Source organism: Pseudonocardia sediminis (assembly GCF_004217185.1).
Lineage (GTDB): Bacteria > Actinomycetota > Actinomycetes > Mycobacteriales > Pseudonocardiaceae > Pseudonocardia > Pseudonocardia sediminis.
Genome location: NZ_SHKL01000001.1, coordinates 5,095,736 through 5,116,477, shown reverse-complemented (window position 1 = coordinate 5,116,477; position 20,742 = coordinate 5,095,736). Strand labels below are relative to the sequence as shown.

Below are 20,742 nucleotides of genomic sequence, written 5' to 3'. Positions count from 1 at the left end.
GGAGTGCGCCGCAACGTGTCCGGTGGGTGACCCTCTGATGCTGGCCCCACCCGAGCGACTCGCCGACTTCGTGGACTGGCCGGCCGAGCCGGAGCACGTCGGCCGCTGGCCCGTCTACGTCGACTACGACGACTCCATCCTCGACCGCACGCGCCTGCTCTCCGGCGGCGCCGTCAGCGAGATCGACCGCAGCAGCGGCGTGAAGGCCGTCATCCGCCGCGCCCTGCGCCGGGTCACCAACCCCGACGGGCGGACCCGCGGCAACATCGACACCCTCGTCGACACCCTGACGCGGGAGCGAGCACGGGCGACGGTGCTGGTCGTGGGCGGCGGCGACATCGGCAACGGCGCGGACCGGCTCTACTCCGACCCGGGCGTCGAGGTGCTGGCCTTCGACATCTACGCCGGCGAGAACGTGCAGTTCGTCGCGGACGCGCACAAGATCCCGTTCTCCGACGCCTCGGTGGACGCCGTCGTCGTCCAGGCCGTCCTGGAGCACGTGCTCGACCCGGCCCGCGTCGTCGCCGAGATCCACCGGGTGCTGCGCCCGGACGGGCTGGTCTACGCCGAGACGCCGTTCCTGCAGCAGGTCCACGAGGGCCCCTACGACTTCACCCGGTTCACCGAGTCCGGGCACCGCTGGCTGTTCCGCGCGTTCTCCCGGCTCGACTCCGGCGTCGTCGGCGGCAGCGGCGTGCAGCTGATCTGGACGCTCGGCGCCGTCGCGGCGGGGGTCACCCGGTCGAAGGCCGTCGGCCGGCTGACCCGGCTGACGCTGTTCTGGCTGCGGTTCCTGGACCACGTGATCCCGCCGTCGATGCAGGTCGACGGCGCGTCCGGGGTCTTCTTCCTCGGCCGCCGCGCGGAGCGTCCGCTGTCCGCGGCGGAGATGCCCGGTCAGTACCGCGGTGCCCAGTGACCCCGCTCCCGACGACGCCGCGGGTCGCGTTCACCCTGACCCAGGACCGCGGGGGACCGGTCGACGTCTGTCTGGCGCTGGCCACGGAGCTGGTCCGCACCGGCGCCGCCGACGTCCGCGTGTTCGGCCCGCCGCCCGCCCGTGGCACCGGGACGCTGTCCGAGCACTGGACCACGACCGGCGTCGACACGAAGCTCGACGTCGCCGCGGCCCGGGCGCTGCACGCGCAGCTGCGTGCATGGAGACCGGACGTGGTGCACGCCCAGGACCGCCGGGCCGGACTCGTCCTGACCGGTATGCGCTGGTCACGCGACCGTCCCCGCCTGCTGCAGACCTATCACGGCGTGCCCGAGGACGTCACCGAACCGTGGTTCCGCGGGCTGCCCGCAGCGACGAGCCCCTCGCGGTACACGCGTGCCACGCTGGCCGCGGACGCCGTCGTCGGGCGGGTGCTGGACCGCACCGTCGTCCCGTCCGAGCCGATGCGCCGCTTCCTGCACGACCGGCTGCGCCTGCCCGCGGGCCGGCTCGTGCACGTCGACAACGGCCTGGAGCTCGGCCCGCCGCAGCCCCCGCAACGGCCCGTCCGGCGCCTGCTGGTGGTCGGTCTGCTGCTCGCCCGCAAGGGCATCGGCGACCTGCTCGCCGCCCTCGCCCGCCCCGGCACGATGCCGGCCGACGCCCACCTGACGATCGCCGGCGACGGCCCGGAGCGCGCCGCGATCGCGTCGCTCGCGGCCGGGTTCGGGGGACGGGTCGAGATGCTCGGCTTCCGCAGCGACGTGCCGGAGCTGATGCGGGCCGCGGACGCCGTCGTCGTGCCGTCGCGGATGGAGCAGCAGCCGCTGGTCGTGATCGAGGCGATGGCCGCGGGCAAGCCGGTCGTCGCGACCGACACCGGCGACGTCGCCACGATGCTCGACGACCCGCGCCTGCTCGCCGTCCCCGGCGACGTCGACTCCCTGGCCGCGGCCCTGCGCCGCCTGTTCGACGACCCCGACCCCGCAGCGACGGGCCGGGCCCTGGCCCGGCGCGCCGCCGACCGCTACTCCGCCGCCACCGCCGCCCGCGCCCACCTCGACCTCTACACCGCCCTGACCGGCGCGGACGCGCCCGCGGGACGAGCCGCGTGACCGCCGTCCTGACCCGCCCCGGCGCCCTGGTGCGGGAGATCCGCACCGACGGCGTCGAGGCGCGGCTGCTGCAGGCGCTGGCGTTCCTGACCGTCGCGCTGTCGTCGTTCGAGGGCTATCTGCTCGAGATCAACGACACGGTCACCAAGATCCCGGCCGGGCTGCTCGTCGTCGCCTGGTTCGTCGTCCGCGTGCGGCAGCGGCGGCTGCCGGCGTTCCATCCCGCGCACGTCGCGCTCGCCGTGCTGGCGGTCGCCGTGCTGGCCTCGGCCGCGATCCACAACGGCGACACGTTCACCCTCGACTACACCCAGCGCTGGGTGTCGTTCCTGCTCACCGCCCTGGTGCTGCTCGACCTGGCCTCCCGCGAGGTGCCGGTCCGGGTCCTGGTGTGGGCGTCGGTGCTGGGGGCGGCGGTCGCCGGCGGCGGCGCGCTGTGGAGCTTCCTGATCGACGACTCCCCGCGCGCGACCGGCCCGATGGAGGACCCGAACGACCTCGCCTACGTGCTGGTCTCGGCCGTCCCGCTGCTGGTCGCGCTGTTCGTCCCGCGACGGCGCCGCGACGGTGCCGATGGGATGCCGCGGCGGTCGATCCCGCGCGCCGGTGCGGTGCTGATCGGCGTCCTGGTGCTGATCCTCGTGCTCGGTGCCGCCGTGACGGTCTCGCGCGGCGGGCTGATCGCGCTGACCGTCGCGGTGACCTGGCTGGCGCTGCGCCGCGGCATCGCGCCGCGGGTGATGGTGGGCGTCGGCGCGGTGGTCGTGGTCGCCGGGGCGGTGATGGCGCTGGCGTTCAGCACGCTGGTCGGGCAGGCGCTGTCGCAGAAGGACCAGGTGGCCGGGTCGAACGTCGACACCCGCGCGCTGCGCTGGCAGATCGCCGCGGAGATGTTGCCGGAGCACCCGCTGCTCGGCGTCGGTCCGGGCGGGTTCCGCAGCAACTACCTCGGCGTCTCGCACAACGCGGAGCTCGAGGAGCAGACGCCGGTCGCGCACAACATGTACGTCGAGGTCGCCGCCGAGCTGGGGCTGCTCGGCCTGGCCGGGTTCCTCGGGCTGATCGGGGTCGCGCTGTGGTCGTCGGAGAAGGCGGTCCGCGCGGCCCGCGCCGGACCGGACCGGCTGCTGCCGCTGGCCGTGCAGTGCTCGCTGATCGCGGTGCTGGTGGCCTCGACGTTCCTGTCCGAGCAGTACTACATGCCCCTCTGGTCGATGATCGCCGCGGCGTGCGCGCTCGGCCTGCGGAACGGAACGGAAGCTGTGCGATGAGCGGCTCGACGATGCGGGTGCTGCACGCGATCAACGAGATGGGCGACGGCGGCGCGGAGCGGGTCGTCGCCGACCTCGCCCGCGGCGGCGTGGTACACGGCTGGACGTCGGCGGTGCTCAGCTCCGGCGGCCGTCGCGCCGACGAGGTGGCGGCCGAGGGCGTCGCGACGTACGCGATGCCGCTGGCCCGGCGCTCCCCGGTGGCGTTGCTGCGCAGCGCCGCCGGTGCCCGCCGTGCCGCCCGGGAGTTCCGGCCGGACGTCGTCGTCGCGCACAACGTGCTTCTCAGCGTCGTGCTGTGGCTCGCGCTGCACACGCTGCGCCGCCGTCCCGCGCTGGTCACGGTGTTCCACGGCGTCGGCGCATCGGACTACCGCGGGGCGGCCCGGCTGCTCTCGTGGACCTCCGACGTGGTCGTCGCGGTGTCCGGGGCGATCGCCGACCGGCTGCGCGGCGCCGGGCTCACCGGCACCCGGCTGACCGTCGTGCGCAACACCGTCCCCGCGCAGGCCACCGGCCGCCGGGGTGCCGCGCGGGAGGCCCTCGGGCTGCCGTCCGACCGGCGGATCGTGCTCTGCCCCGCCCGGATGACGCCGCAGAAGCGGCACGACGTCCTGATCGACGCCTGGTCGCGCGTCCCCGGTGACGCCGTGCTGCTGCTCGCCGGCGACGGCCCGCTGCGGGCCGGCCTGGAGACCGCGGCCGCACCGCAGGGCGACCGCGTCCGGTTCCTGGGCGCCCGCACCGACGTCGACGCGCTGCTCCGCGCGGCCGACGCCACCGTCCTGACCAGCGACTGGGAGGGCCTGCCGATGGTCGTCCTGGAGTCGCTGGCCGCCGGACGCCCGATGGTCGCCACCGACGTCGACGGGGTGCGCGAGGTCCTCGGCGACGGCGCCGGTCTGCTCGTCCCGCCCGGCGACCCGGACGCGGTCGCCACCGCCCTGGCCCGGGTGCTCGACGATGCGGCCCTGCGCAAGTCCCTGACCCGCGCCGGCCGCGAGGTGATCGCCCGCGACCATGACCCGGACGCGATGCTGCGCCGTTACGACGACGTGCTGCGCGGCGCCCGGCACTCCGGCCCGCCCGGACGTCCCGGACGGGTGTGGGTCGCGACCGCGGCCGCCCTGGCCGGGGTGCTCGTCGCCGTCGCCGTGTTCGCCGGCGTCCTGGCCCAGCCGGGCGTCTACCAGGGCACGATCGGGATCGTTGCGCAGCCGACGAACGGCGGGACGACGACCGTGCTCGCCCCGTCGACCTCGTCGGGTTCCACCAGCTACGGCGAGGTCGTCTCGCTGGCGCTGCCGTCGCTGCCCGAGCTCGCGACCGGTCCGACCCTGCTGGCCGCCGCGGCCGCGCAGGTGCCGGGATCGCCGTCGCCGCAGGACCTGCGCCCGGACGTCTCGGTGGAGCTGACGCCCGGCTCCGGCGTCGCCCGGATCAGCGTCCGCAACGGCGACCCGGAGACGGCCGGGCGGCTCACCGAGGCCGTCACCGAGCAGGTCGTGCGAGCGGGCCTGCTGGCCCCCGCCGGCGAGCTGCGGGCGATCGACCGGCAGGCGACCGTGATGCGGGTGTCCGCCGACCCGGTCTACGGCGCGGCGTTCGCGCTGCTCGCGGGCCTGGTCGCGGCGGCCGCCACCGCCGCGGTGCTGCTGCCGCGCCGGCGCAACCGCGAACGCGAGCACGCGGCCCTGCTGCGCGCCCTCGGCGACACCGGGCGCGACCCGGTCGCCGTGCTCGACGCGGCCGACCCCGTCCTGGCGAGCCGGGTCCGGGTGCTCGCCCGCGAGGCCGGGCGCCCGCTGCGGGTGATCGCCGCCGGTCCCGGGCTGGAGGACCACGTCCGGTCGCTGAGCGACGAGCTCGCCCCGGTGACGACCCTGGCCGCCGGGGGACATCCGGACGAGCCGACGTCGGTCCTGGCCGTCGCCGACCGCCGGCGCACCCGCACCGACGACCTCGCCGGGACCGTCTCCGCCCTGCCCGGGGCCGGCGCCCTGCTGGCCGTGGTGCTCGTCTGACCCGCTCGCGAGGGACAGGGCCGTCCGGCGGATCACCTTCCGTCGGCCGCGATATCACACTTACGTAACCCGACCCCCGTATGGTCGACTACACGCACCCGCGTGTGGTTCCCCGGAGGTGGTCGCGTGCCGTTCCGACAACTGGTCCCCATCGGTACCGACCTCGAGTCCGAGGCGGAACCGGGACCCGCGCCGAACCCGGGCGCGGTGCCCACGGGGTCCAGGGTGCTGTTGCTGAACGCGAGCTTCGAACCGCTGGCCGTGGTCACGGCCAAGCGGGCGATCGTGTTGCTGCTCAGCGGCAAGGCCGAGTGCGTGCAGGTCGCCCTGGAGGGCACCTCGTTCCGCTCGGAGAACCTCTCGCTCCCGGCGCCGTCGGTGATGCGCCTGTCCCGCTACGTCCGCGTGCCCTACCGCCGCGCCGTGCCGATGACCCGCGCCGGTGTCCTGCGCCGTGACGGACGCCGGTGCGCCTACTGCGGCCGCCGCGCCGACACGATCGACCACGTCATCCCGCGCAGCCGGGGCGGCAAGCACTCCTGGGAGAACTGCGTCGCGGCCTGCCGCACGTGCAACTCCCGCAAGGCCGACCGCCTCGTCGAGGAGATCGGCTGGACTCTCAAGACGGTCCCGGCCCCGCCCAGCCGCGCCGCCGGGGGAGTACTGGTCCTGGCGGTGGAACCCCTCCCGGCCTGGGAACCCTGGCTCAACGCCGCCGCCTGAGCGGATCCGTTCGCAACGAGTGTGACGGTCGTAGCGTCCGACGCCACGACCGTCACGCTCGTCGCGACGGGGAACAGATACGCCGGGGCCGGTTTGCCGCGCACAGGCTCGGCAGTGGCGCGACGAGAGCGGCATCGCGTAGGGCGCTACGAACGTCACGCTCGTCGGAACCCGTCGGGGCGCCGGGCCGGTGACCCACGCCGGCCCGCCGGGCTCCGGTGACGCGTAGCCGCTCCGGCTGGCGCGCACTCGTGGCGCTTTCGTGCCGCGGCGCCGAACGTATGCGCCATGAGTGCGGGCTGGGCGGGGGCGCAGCGGCAGGCGGCCCGGGTACTTGTGGCGCTCTCGTATTGCGACGCCGAACGTCTGCGCCAGGAGTGGAGGCTGGGCGGGGACGCAGCGGCAGGCGGCCCGGGTACTTGTGGCGCTTTCGTGTTGCCACGCCGAACGTATGCGCCATGAGTGGCGCTCAGTCGGGTGGGGCGGGGCCGGAAATGGGGGTGCCGGATCGGCTGAACCGGGCCTAGGGTTCCGCCATGCCCGGTTGACGCACTCTCCCGCTCCCGGCCCGCCGGATGGTGCGGCTCGCACTCGTCTGGCAGGCCCTGCACTACGCGGTGCCGATCTTCTGGCTCTACGCGTTGTTGTTCGCCGACTCCGGACTCTCGGTCGCGGAGATCTCGGCGCTGTTCGCGATCTGGTCCTCGGCGGGGATCGTCGTCGAGGTGCCCTCGGGCGCGCTCGCCGACCGGTGGTCGCGCCGCGGGTCGGTGGTGGCCAGCGGGTTCGTGATCGCGGCCGGGTTCGCCGTCTGGACGGTGCTGCCGACTTTCGCCGGGTTCACCGCCGGCTTCGTGCTGTGGGGTGTCGGCGCCTCGCTCGCGTCCGGGGCCCTGGAGGCGCTGCTCTACGACGGCCTCGCCGAGCACGGCGCGACGGAGTCCTACCCCCGCGTCAACGGCGCCCTGAACGCGATCGCGCAGCTCGCTCAGATCCCGGCCGGCCTGGCCGCCGGTGCGCTCTACGAGCTGGGCGGGTACGTGTTGGTCGGCTGGGTGAGCGTCGGCTGCTGCCTCGTGTCGTCGATCCCCGCGCTCTTCCTGCCCGAGCCCCGCCCGGCCCCCGACCCGACCGCGGACGCGGAGGGTGAACCGGGCTGGTGGTCCACGATGGTCGACGGCGTGCGGGAGTCGGTCCGGACGCGTGCCGTCGGGGTGGCGGTACTCGCGGTCGCGGTGCTCGGCGGCGTCGACGCGATCGAGGAGTACTTCCCCCTTGTCGCCTCCGACGCCGGCACCCCGACGGCGTTCGTCCCGCTGGCGTTGCTCGTCGTCCCGGTCGCCGGGGCGCTCGGCTCGGCCGCGGGCGGCCGGGTCCGGGGCTGGACCGGGGTGGTGCTGCTCGTGGGATCCGCGGCGGCGCTCGGGGCGGTCGCGCTCACGACGCATCCGGCCGGGCTGGTCGGCGTGACCCTGTTCTGGGGGCTCTACCAGGCGGTCCGCGTCTGCGTGGAGTCGCGGCTGCAGGACCGGATCCGTGGACGCGCCCGGGCCACGGTGACGTCGGTAGCCTCCTTCGGCACCGAGTTCTCCGGGATCGCGCTGTTCGGCGCGTGGGCACTCGGCGGTGCGGGTCTGGTGGCGGCGCTCGTGCTCGTCTGCGCCCCGCTGCTTCGGCCGCGAGCGGGCCCGGAAGATCCGGAAAGTGTTGCCGAACACGCCGAGTCACACGAACCGTGATCCCCGCGAGATACGAAACACCCTCTCGGGTTCTATGATGAGCCCGCCCGGTAGCGATCTTCACGCTGAGTGTCCACTGTGTGCGGTCGACCGGGTTCGGAACGTGACGGTTCGCCGTCGGCCCGGGAGAGGGAGATCGATGGGACGTCATCGGCTGCGGCACCACACGATGCGTGACCGCGTGCTCGGACTGTTCGGCATGGCGCTGCTCGTCAGCGCGGCGACGCTGGCGTTCGCGCCGGTGGCGGGCGCGCAGGAGCCGACCGGGCAGATCCGGCTCGGGCACCTCTCCCCGACGACGCCGGGCGTCGACATCACGCTGTCGGGTCCCGAGGGCCCGTCGTCGGTGGACCAGCGCGTCGCGAGCGGGGCCGCCTACGGTGCCGTCACCGACTACCTGAAGCTCGTCCCCGGCCGGTACTCGATCTACATGCGCCCCGCGGGCAGTGACCCGAACGCCGAGGCGCCGCTCTCGGCCGGCCTGCAGATCGCCGCGGGCACCGCACAGACGCTGCTCTTCTTCGACAACGGCTCCGGCGGCTCGGTCCGCGGCGAGCTCGTCAACGACGACCTCACCGCCCCGGGCACCGCCGACGGCAAGGTCCGGCTCGTGCAGGGCGCCGACGGACTCCCGCCGCTGCAGGCCCTGGCCGTCGACGGCCCGAAGCTCGCCACCGACCTCGCCTACGGCACCGTCACCGACTACGCGACGGTCGCCGCCAAGACCTGGAACGTCCGGCTCAGCGCCGGCGGTCAGACCCTGGCCGGGCAGCTGCCGGTCGGTGGCGGCTCGGTGAACACGGTCGTCGTGACCAAGGACAAGGCCGGCAAGCTCGCCGTCAAGCCACTGTCCGACGTCAAGGGCCTGCCGGTCGGGATCGCCTCGACCCCGTCACCGGCCACGAAGCAGCCCGCCGGTGCACCCGAGGCGGGCGCACCCGCCTCGCCTCAAGCCCCGACGGCGCCCGCGCTCAAGCCCGCCCCGCAGCAGCAGATCCCGATCGGCGGTGTCCCCGCCGGTGCGGGCGCGACCGCCGACGGGGGACCGGGCGTGCTCCCGATCCTGCTGGCCCTGGCCGGCGCACCGCTGCTGGTGTTCGCCCTGTCCTCGATGAGCCGTCGCCGGTCGACCGGCTGACGACGATGTTCATGAGCCGACCGGACGCCGCCGGCCACGAGCGCGGCTCCGGTGAGCAGCCGAAGGCGCCGGTCCGGCTCGGCCCGACCGGCCGGGCGATGATCGCCGTCGCCGTACTGGCCGTGCCGCTGGGTGCGGCCGGTCTCGGCGTCTCGAACTCAGGTGGTCCGACGGAGGGCGGAACGCCGGAGCCCGTCGTCGCCGGGGCCCCGGCCGCCGTCCGCGCCGAGGTGGTGCCGACGTCGAGCCGTGCGAAGAAGCCCGTCGCCGCCCCGGCCGTTGTGGCGGTGCCCGCGATCGGCCTCAACGCCGGCGCCCCGGAGAAGCTCGGGCTCGACGCGGCGGGCGCGCTGACCGCACCCGTCGACTACAACCGCATCGGCTGGTACGCCCAGGGCCCGAAGCCGGGCGAGGCGGGCCCGGCCGTGATCGTCGGGCACGTCGACTCGTTCCGCGGGCCCGCGGTGTTCTTCCGGCTGCACGAGATGAAGGCCGGGCAGGAGATCGTCGTGACCCGGACCGACGGCTGGAAGACCCGTTTCGTCGTTGACAAGGTGGCGCGCTACCCGAAGGACGCGTTCCCCTCCGACGAGGTCTACGGCCCGACGGCGAACGCGCAGCTGCGCCTGATCACCTGCGGCGGGGCGTTCGACCGGGACGTCCGGTCCTACGAGGACAACGTCGTGGTGTTCGCCTCCGTGCACTGACCGGCACCGTCGGTGATCTTGGCAGAGGCGCTGCTCACACGGTCGTGAGCTGCGGTAACGAACGGCCGCGACGTGTCGACGGCTCAGGTGAATCCATCGGCTGCGGGACGGGGGCGACGAGTGCGGATCCTGCACGTGAGCCAGCCCGTCGACGCCGGGGTGGCGGTCGTCGCCGAGGCGCTGTGCCGCGACCAGCGCGACCGCGGCTGGGACGTCACGCTCGCCTGCCCGCCCGGCCCGCTGGCCGACCGCGCCGATGCCGCCGGCGTCCGCGTCCGCACCTGGAACGCCTCCCGCGGCCCCGGCCCGTCGGTGCTCGCCGAGTCCCGCTCGCTGGCCCGGATCGTGCGCGAGCAGGACCCGGACGTCGTGCACCTGCACAGCTCCAAGGCCGGTCTCGCCGGGCGGCTCGCGATCCGCGGCCGCCGCCCGACCGTGTTCCAGCCGCACGCCTGGTCCTTCGACGCCGTCGACGGCCCGGTCGCCGCCGCGGCCCGGAACTGGGAACGCCTCGGTGCCCGCTGGACCCACCGCCTGCTCTGCGTCAGCGACGCCGAGCGCGACGCGGGCCGCGCGGCCGGGGTCGGCGGCGACACCGTCGTCGTCCCGAACGGCGTCGACACCGACCGCTTCACCCCGGCCCCGCCCGCCCCGGCGCGTGCCGCGCTGGGTCTCGGGGACGGCCCGGTCGTGCTCTGCGCCGGACGCCTGGCGCTGCAGAAGGGCCAGGACCTGCTGCTCGACGCGTGGGGAGCCGTCCGCGCGGCCGTCCCGGACGCGACGCTGGTGCTGCTCGGCGACGGCCCCGAGGCCGAACGCTGGCGCGCCGCGCACCCGGACCCGTCGGTGCTCTGGCGCGGATCCGTCGAGGATCCGGCGCCGTACTACGCCGCCGCCGACGTCCTCGCGCTGCCGTCGCGGTGGGAGGGCATGCCGCTCGTGGCGCTGGAGGCGCTGGCGTCGGGACGTCCCGTCGTCGGCTTCGACGTGACCGGCGTGCGCGAGGCGGTCGGCGACGCCGGCGCCGTCGTCGCGCCGGGGGACACCACCGCGCTGGCCGCGGCTCTCGTGGCGCGCCTGGACCCGTCGGGTCCGGGCGCTGCCGAGGGCACGGCCGGCCGGGAGCGGGCACAGCAGTTCTTCGACCGCCGGCGCAGCGCCGACGCGGTCGCGGAGCTGGTGTCGCGCATGCACGACCACGCCGTGGCACGACCGGCGGGCAGCGAAGTGAACGGGCGATCGGGGACGCGATGACCAACAGCAACGGCACACGCAAGCGGAACGCCACGGCACCGCCGACGCCCCGTGACGACGCGTCGGCGGCAGGGCAGGATGGTCGCGTGTCGACCGACCGAGACGCCGCCCGCACCGGGTCGGCCGACCGTCCCCGCACTCCTCCCGCGGCCCCGGTGGGTACGGACCGACGCCGTCCCCGCCGTCGCTGGCCGCGGATCACGGCCGTCGCCGTGGTCGCCGGGATCGTCGTCGCCGCGCTCGTGCTCGGCGTGACCGCGCTGCTCACCCCGTCCTACTCGGGCCGCGTCGGGCTGCTCGCGCTGCCCACCGAGTCCAGCGGGTCCGCGCTGCTCAACCAGTCCGGCGTCTCCACCAGCTACGGCGAGGTCGTCAACCTCGCGATGCCCTCGATCAGCGACCTGGTGACGTCGCCGTCGTTGCTCGAGGCGGTGTCGTCGCAGGTCCCCGGGGCACCGTCGGCCGACGACCTCGGTAGCCGGATCGGCGTCGAGCTGCTCGCCGGGTCCGGTGTCGCCCGCGTCTCGGTCACCGCCGAGAACCCGGAGCTCGCGGGCCGTCTCGCCGAGGTCGTCGCGGCGCAGGTGATCCGCGCCGACCTGCTCGCCCCGGCCGGCACGCTGCGCACCCTCGACGCGCAGGCCGCCGTCACGCAGGTCAGCCCGGACTGGTCGCTGGCGACCGGGCTCGCGCTGATCGCCGGGCTGGTCGCGGCCCTGGCCGCCGCGCTCGCCATGCGCCCGTTCCGCGCCCGCGTGCCCGCCGGACGCGCCGCGCTGGAGGCCGTCACCGCCGCCGGGCGCGCCCCGGTCTCGGTGTTCGACGTCGACGACCCGGCCCTGCTCGACCGCGTCGGTGTCCTCGTCCGCGCCGCCGACCGTCCCCTGCGCGTGCTCGCCGCCGGACCCGGCGTCGACGACGCCGTCCGCGGCCTGCGCAGCGACCTCGCCGCCACCGGTTCCGTGCCGCGGACCGGCGAGAAGGCCGTCGCCCCGTCGGTGCTGATCGTGGTGGACCGGGACGCCGTCCGCGGCGACGACGTCCGCGGTGCACTGACCGCGCTCCCGTCGGCCGAACCGGTGCTCGCGGTCGTCCTTGTCTGAGACCGGCAGACCCGTCGACGTGGCCGCGCCCGAGGAGGGCGCGGCCGGTATCGGCGCCAGCGCCACGCGCGGGTCGTTGTGGCTGGGCCTGGTCAACCTGCTGGCCAAGGGCAGCCAGGTCGTGCTCACCGTGGTACTGGCCGGGTTCCTTACCGAGGGCGAGCTGGGCCTGGTCACGGTCGCCGTCGCGCTGGTCAACGTCGGCCAGGTCGTGCAGTCGATGGGCGTGTTCGACATCGTCTCGCGCACCGCCCGCGACCCGGCCCGGATGGCCGGCACGATGATGACGATCAGCGTCGGCATCGGAGTCGTCCTCGCCGCCGCAGGCGTGCTGCTCGCCGCCCCGATCGCGGCCCTGCTCGGCGCCCCCGCCGCGGCCGGCCTGATCCGGATCGCGGCGCTGAGCCTGCCGTTCACCGCCGCGGCCGGCGTCCAGATGGGCCTGATGCACCGTGACCTGCAGTTCTCCCGCCGCCTAATCCCCGACGGCGGGAGCGCGCTGGTCTCCACCACCGTCACGATCGTGCTGGCCGCGACCGGGCACGGCGCGGCGTCGCTCGCGATCGGCCTGCTCTGCGGGGCGGTGCTGCAGCCGCTGCTCGGCGTCGCCGTCGGTGTGCGGATCCGCCCGGGCTGGGACGCCGGTGCCGCGATGGAGGCCCTGCGCTGGACGCGCGTCGTCGGTCCCGGCGCGGTGATCGCCATCCTGCTGATCAACGTCGACTACCCGGCCGTATCCCGGGTCCTCGGGCCGGACGCGGTCGGCGTCTACTCGCTGGCGTTCCGGATCGCGTGGGCGCCGTACGTGATGGTCGCGCTGGTGCTCGGCGCGGTGTCGTTCCCGGTCTACGCCCGGCTGCGCCGCGAGGGAGGCGAGCTGCGCCCCGCCGTGAGCCGGTTCGTCCGCGCGCTGCTGGTGCTGGCCGGGGCGCCGTACGTGATCGCGGCGGTGATGTCGGACCGGGTCGTCGTCCTCGACGAGCGGTGGGCACCCGCGGGCCCGGTGCTCGTCGTGCTGTGCGGGTACGGGATCGGCTTCGCCCTGCAGTACATGCTGCAGGAGGTCGTGCGCGCGGTCGACAAGCCCGGCGCGTACCTGGTGTTGCAGGTCGCGCACCTGGTGCTGCTGCTCGTCGGGCTCGTCGTGCTCACCCCGTACGGGGTGATGGCCGCGGCCATGGCGCAGTTCGTCGCGGTCTGGATCGTGGTGCCGCCGGCGCTGCTCGTGCTGCACCGCGCCGGCGCGCTGCCGCAGGCCGGACCGGTGTTCCGCACCGTCGGCGGGCTGGTCCTCGCCGCCGGGGCCTGCCTGCTCGTGCGGTGGGGGACCGACCAGGTCGCCCTCCTGGCCGACCCGACGTCCTACCTCGGCCTGGTCGTCGACGGGCTCCTGATGGCGGCGGCGTTCCTGGCCGTGATGGCCCTGACCAACCGCGACCTCATCCGCGACCTCCGCCACCTGCGCGCGGGCTGACCCCTCGTGAGCGGAAATCGCTGCCCTGGCAGGGATTTCCGCGCACGGGTGCGTCAGCGCCGGACGAGGATCTCGCCGTCGGCGGCGGAGATGGTCAGGTCGGAGGTGATCGCGGTGCCGTCGGTGGTGGACAGGCCTGCGGGTGGGGTGACGGTCTCGTCGGCGTCGCTCGGGTTGACCGCGACCCAGCCCCCGGTGAACTCCCGCGTCCACACCCCGGAGTCCTGCTGCACCGCCGGTCCGCGGGGCTCGCCGAGAGCGAGCGACTGGTACCCGGAGAACGCCGGACGCGAGTAGTCGCCGGCGTCCGGGCCAGTCCAGCAGGCTCGGTCCCCGGCCAGCAGCGCGGCCCCGGCGAACCCGGCCCGCCCGGCCGCGCCCGGCGACGACTCCGGCACCCCGGCCGTCTTCGTGACCAGCAGGTTCAGGTGCTTGCCGTCGGAGGAGGTGCGCACCATCTCCTCCCACTGCGTGCCCTGCCAGGTGAGCAGCTCGTCGCCGGCGTACTGGGCGAAGTTCTCCTCCATCGCCCCGCCGAAGCGCGCGTGCTCGGTCCAGCGGCCGGGGTAGAGCCGCGCCTCGGACAGATTCGGGATGAAGAGCTTTCCCTGAGCGGCGAGCGCCGACCCGGCGACGGCCACCATCCGGTCCAGGCCGTCGCGCAGCAGGCGGTCGGTCTCGGCCCGCGACGACGTCCCGGCCAGCACGGCGTCGGAGTAGAAGCCCAGGCTGGCGAAGTCGTTGTCGGCGAACACGCCGTCCCACCCGTCGCGGACCGCCTCCGTCGTGACCGCCGTCGTCCACTCCCGCTGGTAGTCGGCGTTCCAGACGGCCATCTGCCAGTGCTGCGGGTACGGCGCCCACTCGACGCGGCGCCCGCCGGTGTCGGTGGCGAACCAGTCGGGGTGCTCGCGCTCGGTCGCGGCGAAGTCGACGCCGGTGGGCAGCAGGCCGCCGTGCAGGGTCGCGGTCTCGTAGCTGCGCGTGGAGGACAGGTCCTTGTAGACGAGGACGGTGATCGCCGGGTTCAGCGCCTTGAGCCGCTTCTGCGCGGCCGTCTCCCAGGCGTTGAGGATGACGACCTGGTAGCGCTGCGCCGCGTCGACGAGCTGGGCGTCGGTGGGGGCGGCGCCGATCGCGTTCCACAGCCCGCAGACGGCCGGGTCCGCCAGCGGTACGCGGGCGGCCGGCTCGGGGTGCGGCGCCGAGACACCCGCGGCGCATCCGCCCAGGACGGACGCGGTGAGCGACAAAGCGACGAGGAACCGCCCGGGTACGCGGAACCGCCGCATAAGGTGCACGAGTCCGATCATGTCGTAGATCGCGTCGCAGTGTCGTGGCACGTGTTCGAGGAGGTACCCCGATGCCGGGCTGGGCCGTGGTGACCGGGGCGTCGAGCGGGATCGGAGCGGCGTTCGCCGTCGAGCTCGGGAGGCGTGGTCATCAGGTGTTGCTGGTCGGTCGCGACCAGGGCCGTCTCGACGACGTCGCCGCGCGCGTCCCGGGGTCGCGCACGCTCGCCGCCGACCTCGCGGACCCGGCCGGGCTCGCGGCGGTGCAGGCCTTCCTGACCGACCCGGGCACGTCGGTCGCGTTGCTGGTCGCCAACGCCGGCACCGGCGCGGTCGGCAACCTGGTCGAGCTGCGTGAGCCGGAACTGCGCGAGACGGTCGAGGTGAACCTGACCGCGGTGGCCTGCCTGTTGCGCTCGGCCCTGCTCGGCATGCTCGGTCGCGGCAGCGGCGGGATCATCACCGTCTCCAGCTCGGCCGTCGACTACCCGGCCCCGCAGCACCCGGTCTACGCCGCGACGAAGGCCGCCGTCGAGCACCTGACCCGCACGCTGCGCGCCGAGGCCGGCCCGCGCGGCGTCGTCGTGACCTGCGTGCGGCCCGGCTACGTCCGCACCCCGTTCCACGACCGTCACGGCGCCGACCACAGCGAGGTCCCGGCCGGCCGCTGGCAGACCCCTGAGGGCGTCGTGGCCGCGGCGCTGCGCGCGCACGACGGGAACCGGGCGTTCGTCGACGTGCCCCGCCGACGAGTGCTGGACCGCATCTGGCCGCATATCGAACCTCTCCGACGAGTGCTCGGCCCGATCAAGCGAAAGTTCGATAAGCGGGCTCGTGTCACGGACTAGGCAAGTAGAAGCTGCGGTTCACGTGGCCCGCCGCGCGACCAGCGTTATCCGGCGTAACAGAGATTATCCCGGGCCGCGGGTCATCAGAACTGGCGAGCGATGACCGACAGTCGTAACGACGGCTGGTACGCGACGATGAACGGTGCGTGACCGATCTTCGCCCGACCGCCGTAGCGTCCGTTACGACCCGCGAGACGTGGATCGACGTCGCGAAGGGCGCCGCGATCGTGCTGGTCGTGCTGCGGCACAGCCAGGACGCAGTCAACGACCACGGCCAGGGCGTCGCCGCGTGGAACCTGCTGAACGACTCGCTGGCGTCGGTGCGGATGCCGCTGTTCTTCCTGGTCTCCGGGTTGTTCGCGGCCCGTGCGCTGCAGGCGCCGCTAGCCCGGTTCGGGCGGTCGAAGCTGGCGCACTTCGGGTGGCTGTTCGCGCTGTGGGCCGGCGTCTACGTCATTGGGTACGCGGTGTGGGCCGCCGTCACCCGGCAGCCGGAGGGCGCCTGGTGGTGGGCGACCGAGGCGGCGGCGAAGGACTCCACCCCGTGGTATCTGCTGGCGCTCGCCGTGTTCTTCGCACTCGCCCGCGCCGCGCGCTCGCTGCCCCCGACTGCGCAGCTCGCTACGACTGGGGCGGTGTCGGCGCTGTTCGCGACGGAGACGGTGACGACCGGGGTGTGGATGTTCGACCGGATGGGTCACTACGCGGTGTTCTTCTTGGCCGGCTGCTACGGGTCGTCGCTGGTGCGGGCGTGGGTGTCGCGGACCAGCTGGTGGACCGTCGCCGGGGTGGGCGCCGCCTGGGCCGGCGCTGGCGTGGTCGTGGCGGTCGTGGGCCGGGACGGTGTGGCCGGGGATCTGGTGCTGCCGCTGCTCGGGCTGCCCGCCGCGCTGGCGTTGCTCGGCCGGTTGCAGCACGCCCGCGTGGTCGCCCCGTTGGCGGTGCTTGGGCGGAACACGCTGCCGGTGTACGTACTGCACTTCGTCGCCGTGCTGGCGGTCGCCGAGCTCACCGCGGGCTGGGGCGGCTGGTGGCCGCTGGTCGCGGCACCACTGGTGGCCAGCGCGGCGCTCGCGCTGGCTCTGGCAGGTGCGCGTGCGCTGCGGCCGGTGTCGTGGCTGTGGGTGGTGCCGGTCAGCCAGCGACGAGCTGCTTCACGTGCTTGAGGCCCTGGCCGTAGGCGCGGACCTTCACCGTCAGGTTGATGTTCGTGCCGCCGGAGCGGGTGATCCGCAGGACGCACGTCGGGTTCGCCTGCCCCGCCGTGACGATCGCGGCGGTCATGTTCCCGCCGGACGCGACGTCGGTGCCGATGGTGACCTGCCCGGGGTCCTGCCCGTTGGCGTTGGCCTCGATGAGCCGCTTGAACAGGTAGGCGTTCGCGCCGAGGCTGTCGACGCCGCCGGTGATCTCGACCTCGACGAACCCGCGGCCGTACTGGGTGAACCCGATCTCGAACAGGTCGATCGGGGTGACCGTGGAGTTGATGAACAGGGTGGTCTCGAACGTGTTGTCCGACAGCGGCGGGTAGCCGGAGTTGTCGAAGAACCACGGGTAGGTCGTCTCCGACGGCCACTTGTTCCGGCCGAAGTCCATCTTGATGACGGCCTCGCCGCAGCGGATGCCGTAGTCGTAGACGCTGGTGCCGGAGTTGCCGATCACGGCGCCTTCGCGGACCCGCTTGAGCCGGATCGCGGTGCCCACGTCGTTGATCGTGTTCGCTGAGCAGTTGAAGCTGTAGATGAAACTGCTCTGCGCGGTCTCGATGCCGACGGACCCGGCCACGAAGCTGGCCAGCTCGTTCGCGGTGATCGTGACCTTGTCGATGTTCCCGGCGTTGCCGCTGATGAGGATGCCGTGCTCGGTGAAGTTCTCGATGCTGTTGCCGACGATCGGGAACACCGAGGTGCTGGTGAAGTCGGCGATGTCGAGGTGGATGCCCTTGGCCAGGCGGGCGGTGTTCGGCTCCCCGGTCTGCCCGAACGCGTTGATCTTGTTGTTCTGGAAGCGGACCCCGCCGCCGGACCGCCAGTACACGGCCGTCCCGCCCGGGGTGGTGTCGCGGAACTTCCCGATGTGGTTGCCGTAGATCGCCTGGTCGCCGTGGTCGTTGCTGCTGTCGTGCGCCAGCAGCAGTCCGTAGTGGGCGAACTCCAGGATCTTGCAATCGGTGATCGTGTAGTACTCGCCTTCGAGGCACTCGACGTTGTTCCAGAACCCGATGACCATGACCCGGTCCAGGGCGCAGTGGGTGGCCGCGGCGAGCCGGATCCCGGCGCCTGCGGTCGCGCGGGAGGTCTGCCAGGCGGCGTGCTCGACGGCGAGGTCCTGGACGACGGAGCCGACGCCGGACAGGGTCAGTGCGACGCCGGTGGTGGGGGTGAAGTTGATCCGGGATCCGCCCAGGCCGTACATGGAGCCGTGGCCGACACCGACCAGCTTCACCTGGTTCGCGCACGTCAGCCCGGAAGTGACCCGGTAGGTGCCGGCCGGGAAGAGAACACCTGCCCGCCGGCGGCGGGGACGGCGGCGAGAGCGGCCTGGATCGCGGCTGTGTCGTCGGTGGTGCCGTCGCCCTTCGCGCCGAACGACTTGACGTTCAGCGAGCCGAGGGAGACCAGGGCGTACTGGCCCGCGCTGACCAGCCGTACTGCATGATCCCGGCGACGTCTAGAACTGCTCATGGAGGACCTAGGACAGTTGGATTGTCCTCTCGGATCGACTTATCGAGAAGCCTCTCAGTGCTGTCCGCGGCGCAGCACTTCGCGCACCGTGAGCAGGAGGATCCGTGCGTCGAGCCACAGCGACCAGTTCGCGATGTAGTAGTTGTCGTGCCGCACCCGGTCGGCGATCGAGGTGTCCCCGCGCAGGCCGTTGACCTGCGCCAGCCCGGTCAGACCGGTCGGGACGCGGTGCCGCGCGGCGTAGCGGTCGTGGGTCTCGGAGAACTGCTCGACGAACGACGGGCGCTCCGGTCGCGGCCCGACCAGGCTCATGTCGCCGCGGACGATGTTCCACAGCTGGGGCAGCTCGTCGAGCGAGGTGCGGCGCAGGAAACGTCCGACCGGCCCGACCCGCGGGTCGTGGGCGACCGACCACAGCGTCTGCTGCTCGGCGTCGTTCGCCGGGCGCAGGCTGCGCAGCTTGAACAGCGTGAACGGCTCCCCGTCCAGGCCCACCCGCAGCTGCGAGAAGAAGATCGGACGGCCACTCTCGATCAGCACGGCGATGCCGGCGACGAGCAGCAGCGGGGAGATCAGCGCGAGGCCGACGAGGGCGATCGCCGAGTCCAGGAAGCGCTTGACCCACCAGGTCGGGCGCCGCGTCGGGTCGGACGGCAGGCGCACCAGCGGGAAGCTGCGCAGCCGCTCCACGCCGGCGCCGTCGTGGTAGAGCTCGAACATCCGCGGGACGATCAGCACGGTGGCACCGAGGCGGCGCACCTGGATCGCAGCGTCGAGCGTCTCCTCGTCGGGGACGTCGGGGCAGGCGAACACGACGCTCGCGGCCCGGCTCCGCAGCACGGCCGGCACCAGCGGCTCGGTGATCACCGGCAGGTCGATGTGGTCGCAGTCCCCGCCGCGCCCGGTGCACACCAGGCCGACCGGGCGCAGCCCGAACTCCGGGTGCTCGAGCATGGACTGGGTGAGGTCGGTGGCGAGCTTCCCGGTGCCGATGACGACGGTGCGGTCGCCGTGGCCGAACCGGCGGCGTGCGACCCGGGCGATCTGGAACACCCCGGCACGCAGCAGTAGGCCGAGCAGCGCCGCGACCAGAACCTCCTGCAGCGCAGGGACCATCGAGCGTCCGAGGTCGAACACCAGACCGCCGACGACGACGAACATCCCGACCGCCGCCGTGACGGCGACGAGCTCGCGCGGAAGGTCGTCGAACCAGGACAGCCGCAGCCTCGAGCGGTAGACGCGGGCGGACGCCCTGCAGCACAGGAGCAGGCCCGCGGCCGCGGCGACGACCGGTGTCAGCGTGACCTCGCCGATCACGATCAGCGCGGCGGCCAGGGCGAGAAGGTCGGCGAGCACCAGCAGGACCGTCAGCCCACTGAAGCGCTCGTCGAGGCGGCGGAGGAGGCGGGTCGCCGGCCGGGCCTCGACCTTCGTGCCCGTCGAGAACGGCGGTGACGCCACCAGCGGCGGGCCGGGGAACACGGGAACCGCGACCCTGCTGACCGTCAATGCCGTGGTCTCTGCCTGCTGCACCCGATGACCCTTTCCATCCGGGCACACCACTGAAGCCCTACGCCGATGACGGCGTACGACCGATGGAGCGTGGTGTGGCCCGTCCTGGGGTCGGAAATGTGGCTCTCCGTGTCCGGGCGCCGATGACGATAACACTGACGAGTGAAGCTGAGAACGGTCGATCTGTGTGATCCAGCCCGATCTCCGAATTGCCACCCAACGAGGTCCGGCACGATCGACTCCGTGCTGTGATCGCGTCACCGTCTGTGTTGACGATGCCTAGATCGTTCCGACCAGCATCGATGTCGCGCAACGGTGCCCGGCGGGGACCGTGTGTATGGCTAACCGTGACAGATAGTCAGCAACATCGTCCGTTCCGTTAATTTGATTCGATCTTCACAATTTGCCGGCCGTACGACATGACGGGGTGTGATCGAGCCGGGCGTCCACAGAATTGATGATCGGATCCCGTGGCCGGAACGAACGAGCGAAAGCCCCGGCGCGTGGTGCTGTGCGCCGGGGCTGTGAAGCGGTTCGTGCCGGTGGGGCGAGTCGCGACCAGGCAAAATTGCATGACCGTAGCGCAATGGTTCACGGACGGGTGACCCGCCGTGCGTCGTCAGAGGGTCAACGACGGAAGGAGGACCGCGCCCGTCGTCCGGTCCGGAGGCGGAACGATCGGCAGCGGACGGGGCCGCAGACGCCGCAGTCGTCGCCGCCGCGGTAGTGGTCGTGCGCGTCCTCCTCGTGGCCGCAACGGCACAGTCGCAGTGCCTGCCGGTCGATGACCGGCGGCTCGACGACGAGCCGGTCGGGGAGGGGGTTCTCGGCGCTCTCGCGCTGCGCCGGGATCAGGCCGGCGATCGTGACGACGCTGTCGTCGGCGCTCGCGCGGCGCTCGATCGGAGGGGTGGTCATCTC

The 20,742-nt window shown here is 73.5% G+C and carries 18 protein-coding genes; 13 read left to right on the top strand and 5 right to left on the bottom strand.

Translation table 11 applies throughout. The features are described 5' to 3' along the window. The first annotated feature begins 22 nt into the window (after positions 1–22). The 11 genes from EV383_RS23925 to EV383_RS23875 all read left to right on the top strand — a co-directional run bounded on the left by EV383_RS23925 (position 23) and on the right by EV383_RS23875 (position 13,485). Positions 23–919 (top strand): class I SAM-dependent methyltransferase, encoded by an 897-nt coding sequence (locus EV383_RS23925; RefSeq protein ID WP_165438485.1) that lies wholly within the window; start codon positions 23–25, stop codon positions 917–919. Then, positions 916–2,052 (top strand): glycosyltransferase family 4 protein, encoded by a 1,137-nt coding sequence (locus tag EV383_RS23920; RefSeq protein ID WP_130292014.1) that lies wholly within the window; start codon positions 916–918, stop codon positions 2,050–2,052. The genes EV383_RS23925 and EV383_RS23920 overlap by 4 nt, the downstream gene beginning before the upstream one ends. After that, positions 2,049–3,323 carry an O-antigen ligase family protein gene (locus EV383_RS32965; protein WP_423213659.1) on the top strand — a complete coding sequence of 425 codons (1,275 nt, stop codon included), beginning with the start codon at positions 2,049–2,051 and terminating at the stop codon, positions 3,321–3,323. Before EV383_RS23920 ends, EV383_RS32965 begins: the two co-directional genes overlap by 4 nt. Then, positions 3,320–5,347 carry a glycosyltransferase family 4 protein gene (locus tag EV383_RS31815; RefSeq protein ID WP_242623277.1) on the top strand — a complete coding sequence of 676 codons (2,028 nt, stop codon included), beginning with the start codon at positions 3,320–3,322 and terminating at the stop codon, positions 5,345–5,347. Before EV383_RS32965 ends, EV383_RS31815 begins: the two co-directional genes overlap by 4 nt. Positions 5,348–5,473: 126 nt before the next feature. Continuing rightward, positions 5,474–6,070, top strand: a complete 597-nt coding sequence (locus EV383_RS23905; protein ID WP_130292013.1) for an HNH endonuclease — start codon at positions 5,474–5,476, stop codon at positions 6,068–6,070. Between the two features lie 575 nt (positions 6,071–6,645). Then, the gene (locus EV383_RS23900; RefSeq protein WP_165438484.1) at positions 6,646–7,809 is read left to right on the top strand and encodes an MFS transporter; all 1,164 of its coding nucleotides are present in this window, start codon (positions 6,646–6,648) and stop codon (positions 7,807–7,809) included. A gap of 139 nt (positions 7,810–7,948) precedes the next feature. Beyond that, complete coding sequence (locus tag EV383_RS23895) at positions 7,949–8,947, top strand: DUF4397 domain-containing protein (protein WP_165438483.1); 999 nt, start codon at positions 7,949–7,951, stop codon at positions 8,945–8,947. An 11-nt stretch (positions 8,948–8,958) separates the two neighbouring features. Further along, a complete protein-coding gene (locus EV383_RS23890; protein ID WP_242623276.1) occupies positions 8,959–9,654 on the top strand; it encodes a class F sortase in 696 nt (231 codons plus the stop codon). Positions 9,655–9,789: 135 nt separating this feature from the next. Continuing rightward, a complete protein-coding gene (locus tag EV383_RS23885; RefSeq protein WP_242623275.1) occupies positions 9,790–10,908 on the top strand; it encodes a glycosyltransferase in 1,119 nt (372 codons plus the stop codon). Between the two features lie 86 nt (positions 10,909–10,994). Further along, the gene (locus tag EV383_RS23880; RefSeq protein WP_130292010.1) at positions 10,995–12,011 is read left to right on the top strand and encodes a YveK family protein; all 1,017 of its coding nucleotides are present in this window, start codon (positions 10,995–10,997) and stop codon (positions 12,009–12,011) included. A 19-nt stretch (positions 12,012–12,030) separates the two neighbouring features. Beyond that, positions 12,031–13,485: an oligosaccharide flippase family protein gene (locus EV383_RS23875; protein ID WP_207223640.1), complete on the top strand. Its 1,455-nt coding sequence runs from the start codon at positions 12,031–12,033 to the stop codon at positions 13,483–13,485. A 53-nt stretch (positions 13,486–13,538) separates the two neighbouring features. Here EV383_RS23875 and EV383_RS23870 read toward each other — a convergent pair whose 3' ends face one another. After that, a complete protein-coding gene (locus EV383_RS23870; protein ID WP_130292008.1) occupies positions 13,539–14,828 on the bottom strand; it encodes a putative glycoside hydrolase in 1,290 nt (429 codons plus the stop codon). Positions 14,829–14,848: 20 nt separating this feature from the next. Between EV383_RS23870 and EV383_RS23865 the strand changes: the two genes are divergently transcribed. Then, positions 14,849–15,625 carry an SDR family NAD(P)-dependent oxidoreductase gene (locus EV383_RS23865; protein WP_130292007.1) on the top strand — a complete coding sequence of 259 codons (777 nt, stop codon included), beginning with the start codon at positions 14,849–14,851 and terminating at the stop codon, positions 15,623–15,625. A 146-nt stretch (positions 15,626–15,771) separates the two neighbouring features. After that, positions 15,772–16,791: an acyltransferase family protein gene (locus EV383_RS23860; protein WP_165438482.1), complete on the top strand. Its 1,020-nt coding sequence runs from the start codon at positions 15,772–15,774 to the stop codon at positions 16,789–16,791. Here EV383_RS23860 and EV383_RS23855 read toward each other — a convergent pair. The 4 genes from EV383_RS23855 to EV383_RS23840 form a co-directional block, all read right to left on the bottom strand. Then, entirely contained in the window at positions 16,760–18,070 is a 1,311-nt protein-coding gene (locus tag EV383_RS23855; RefSeq protein WP_130292005.1) for a hypothetical protein, read from the bottom strand. The two genes, EV383_RS23860 and EV383_RS23855, sit on opposite strands and share 32 nt — an antisense overlap. A 14-nt stretch (positions 18,071–18,084) precedes the next feature. Next, the gene (locus tag EV383_RS23850; protein ID WP_130292004.1) at positions 18,085–18,309 is read right to left on the bottom strand and encodes a glycosyl hydrolase family 28-related protein; all 225 of its coding nucleotides are present in this window, start codon (positions 18,307–18,309) and stop codon (positions 18,085–18,087) included. A 54-nt stretch (positions 18,310–18,363) separates the two neighbouring features. Beyond that, positions 18,364–19,842, bottom strand: coding sequence for a sugar transferase (locus tag EV383_RS23845; protein WP_207223639.1), 1,479 nt, complete (start codon positions 19,840–19,842; stop codon positions 18,364–18,366). Positions 19,843–20,448: 606 nt separating this feature from the next. Next, positions 20,449–20,739, bottom strand: coding sequence for a hypothetical protein (locus tag EV383_RS23840; protein WP_130292002.1), 291 nt, complete (start codon positions 20,737–20,739; stop codon positions 20,449–20,451). Positions 20,740–20,742 lie beyond the last annotated feature (3 nt).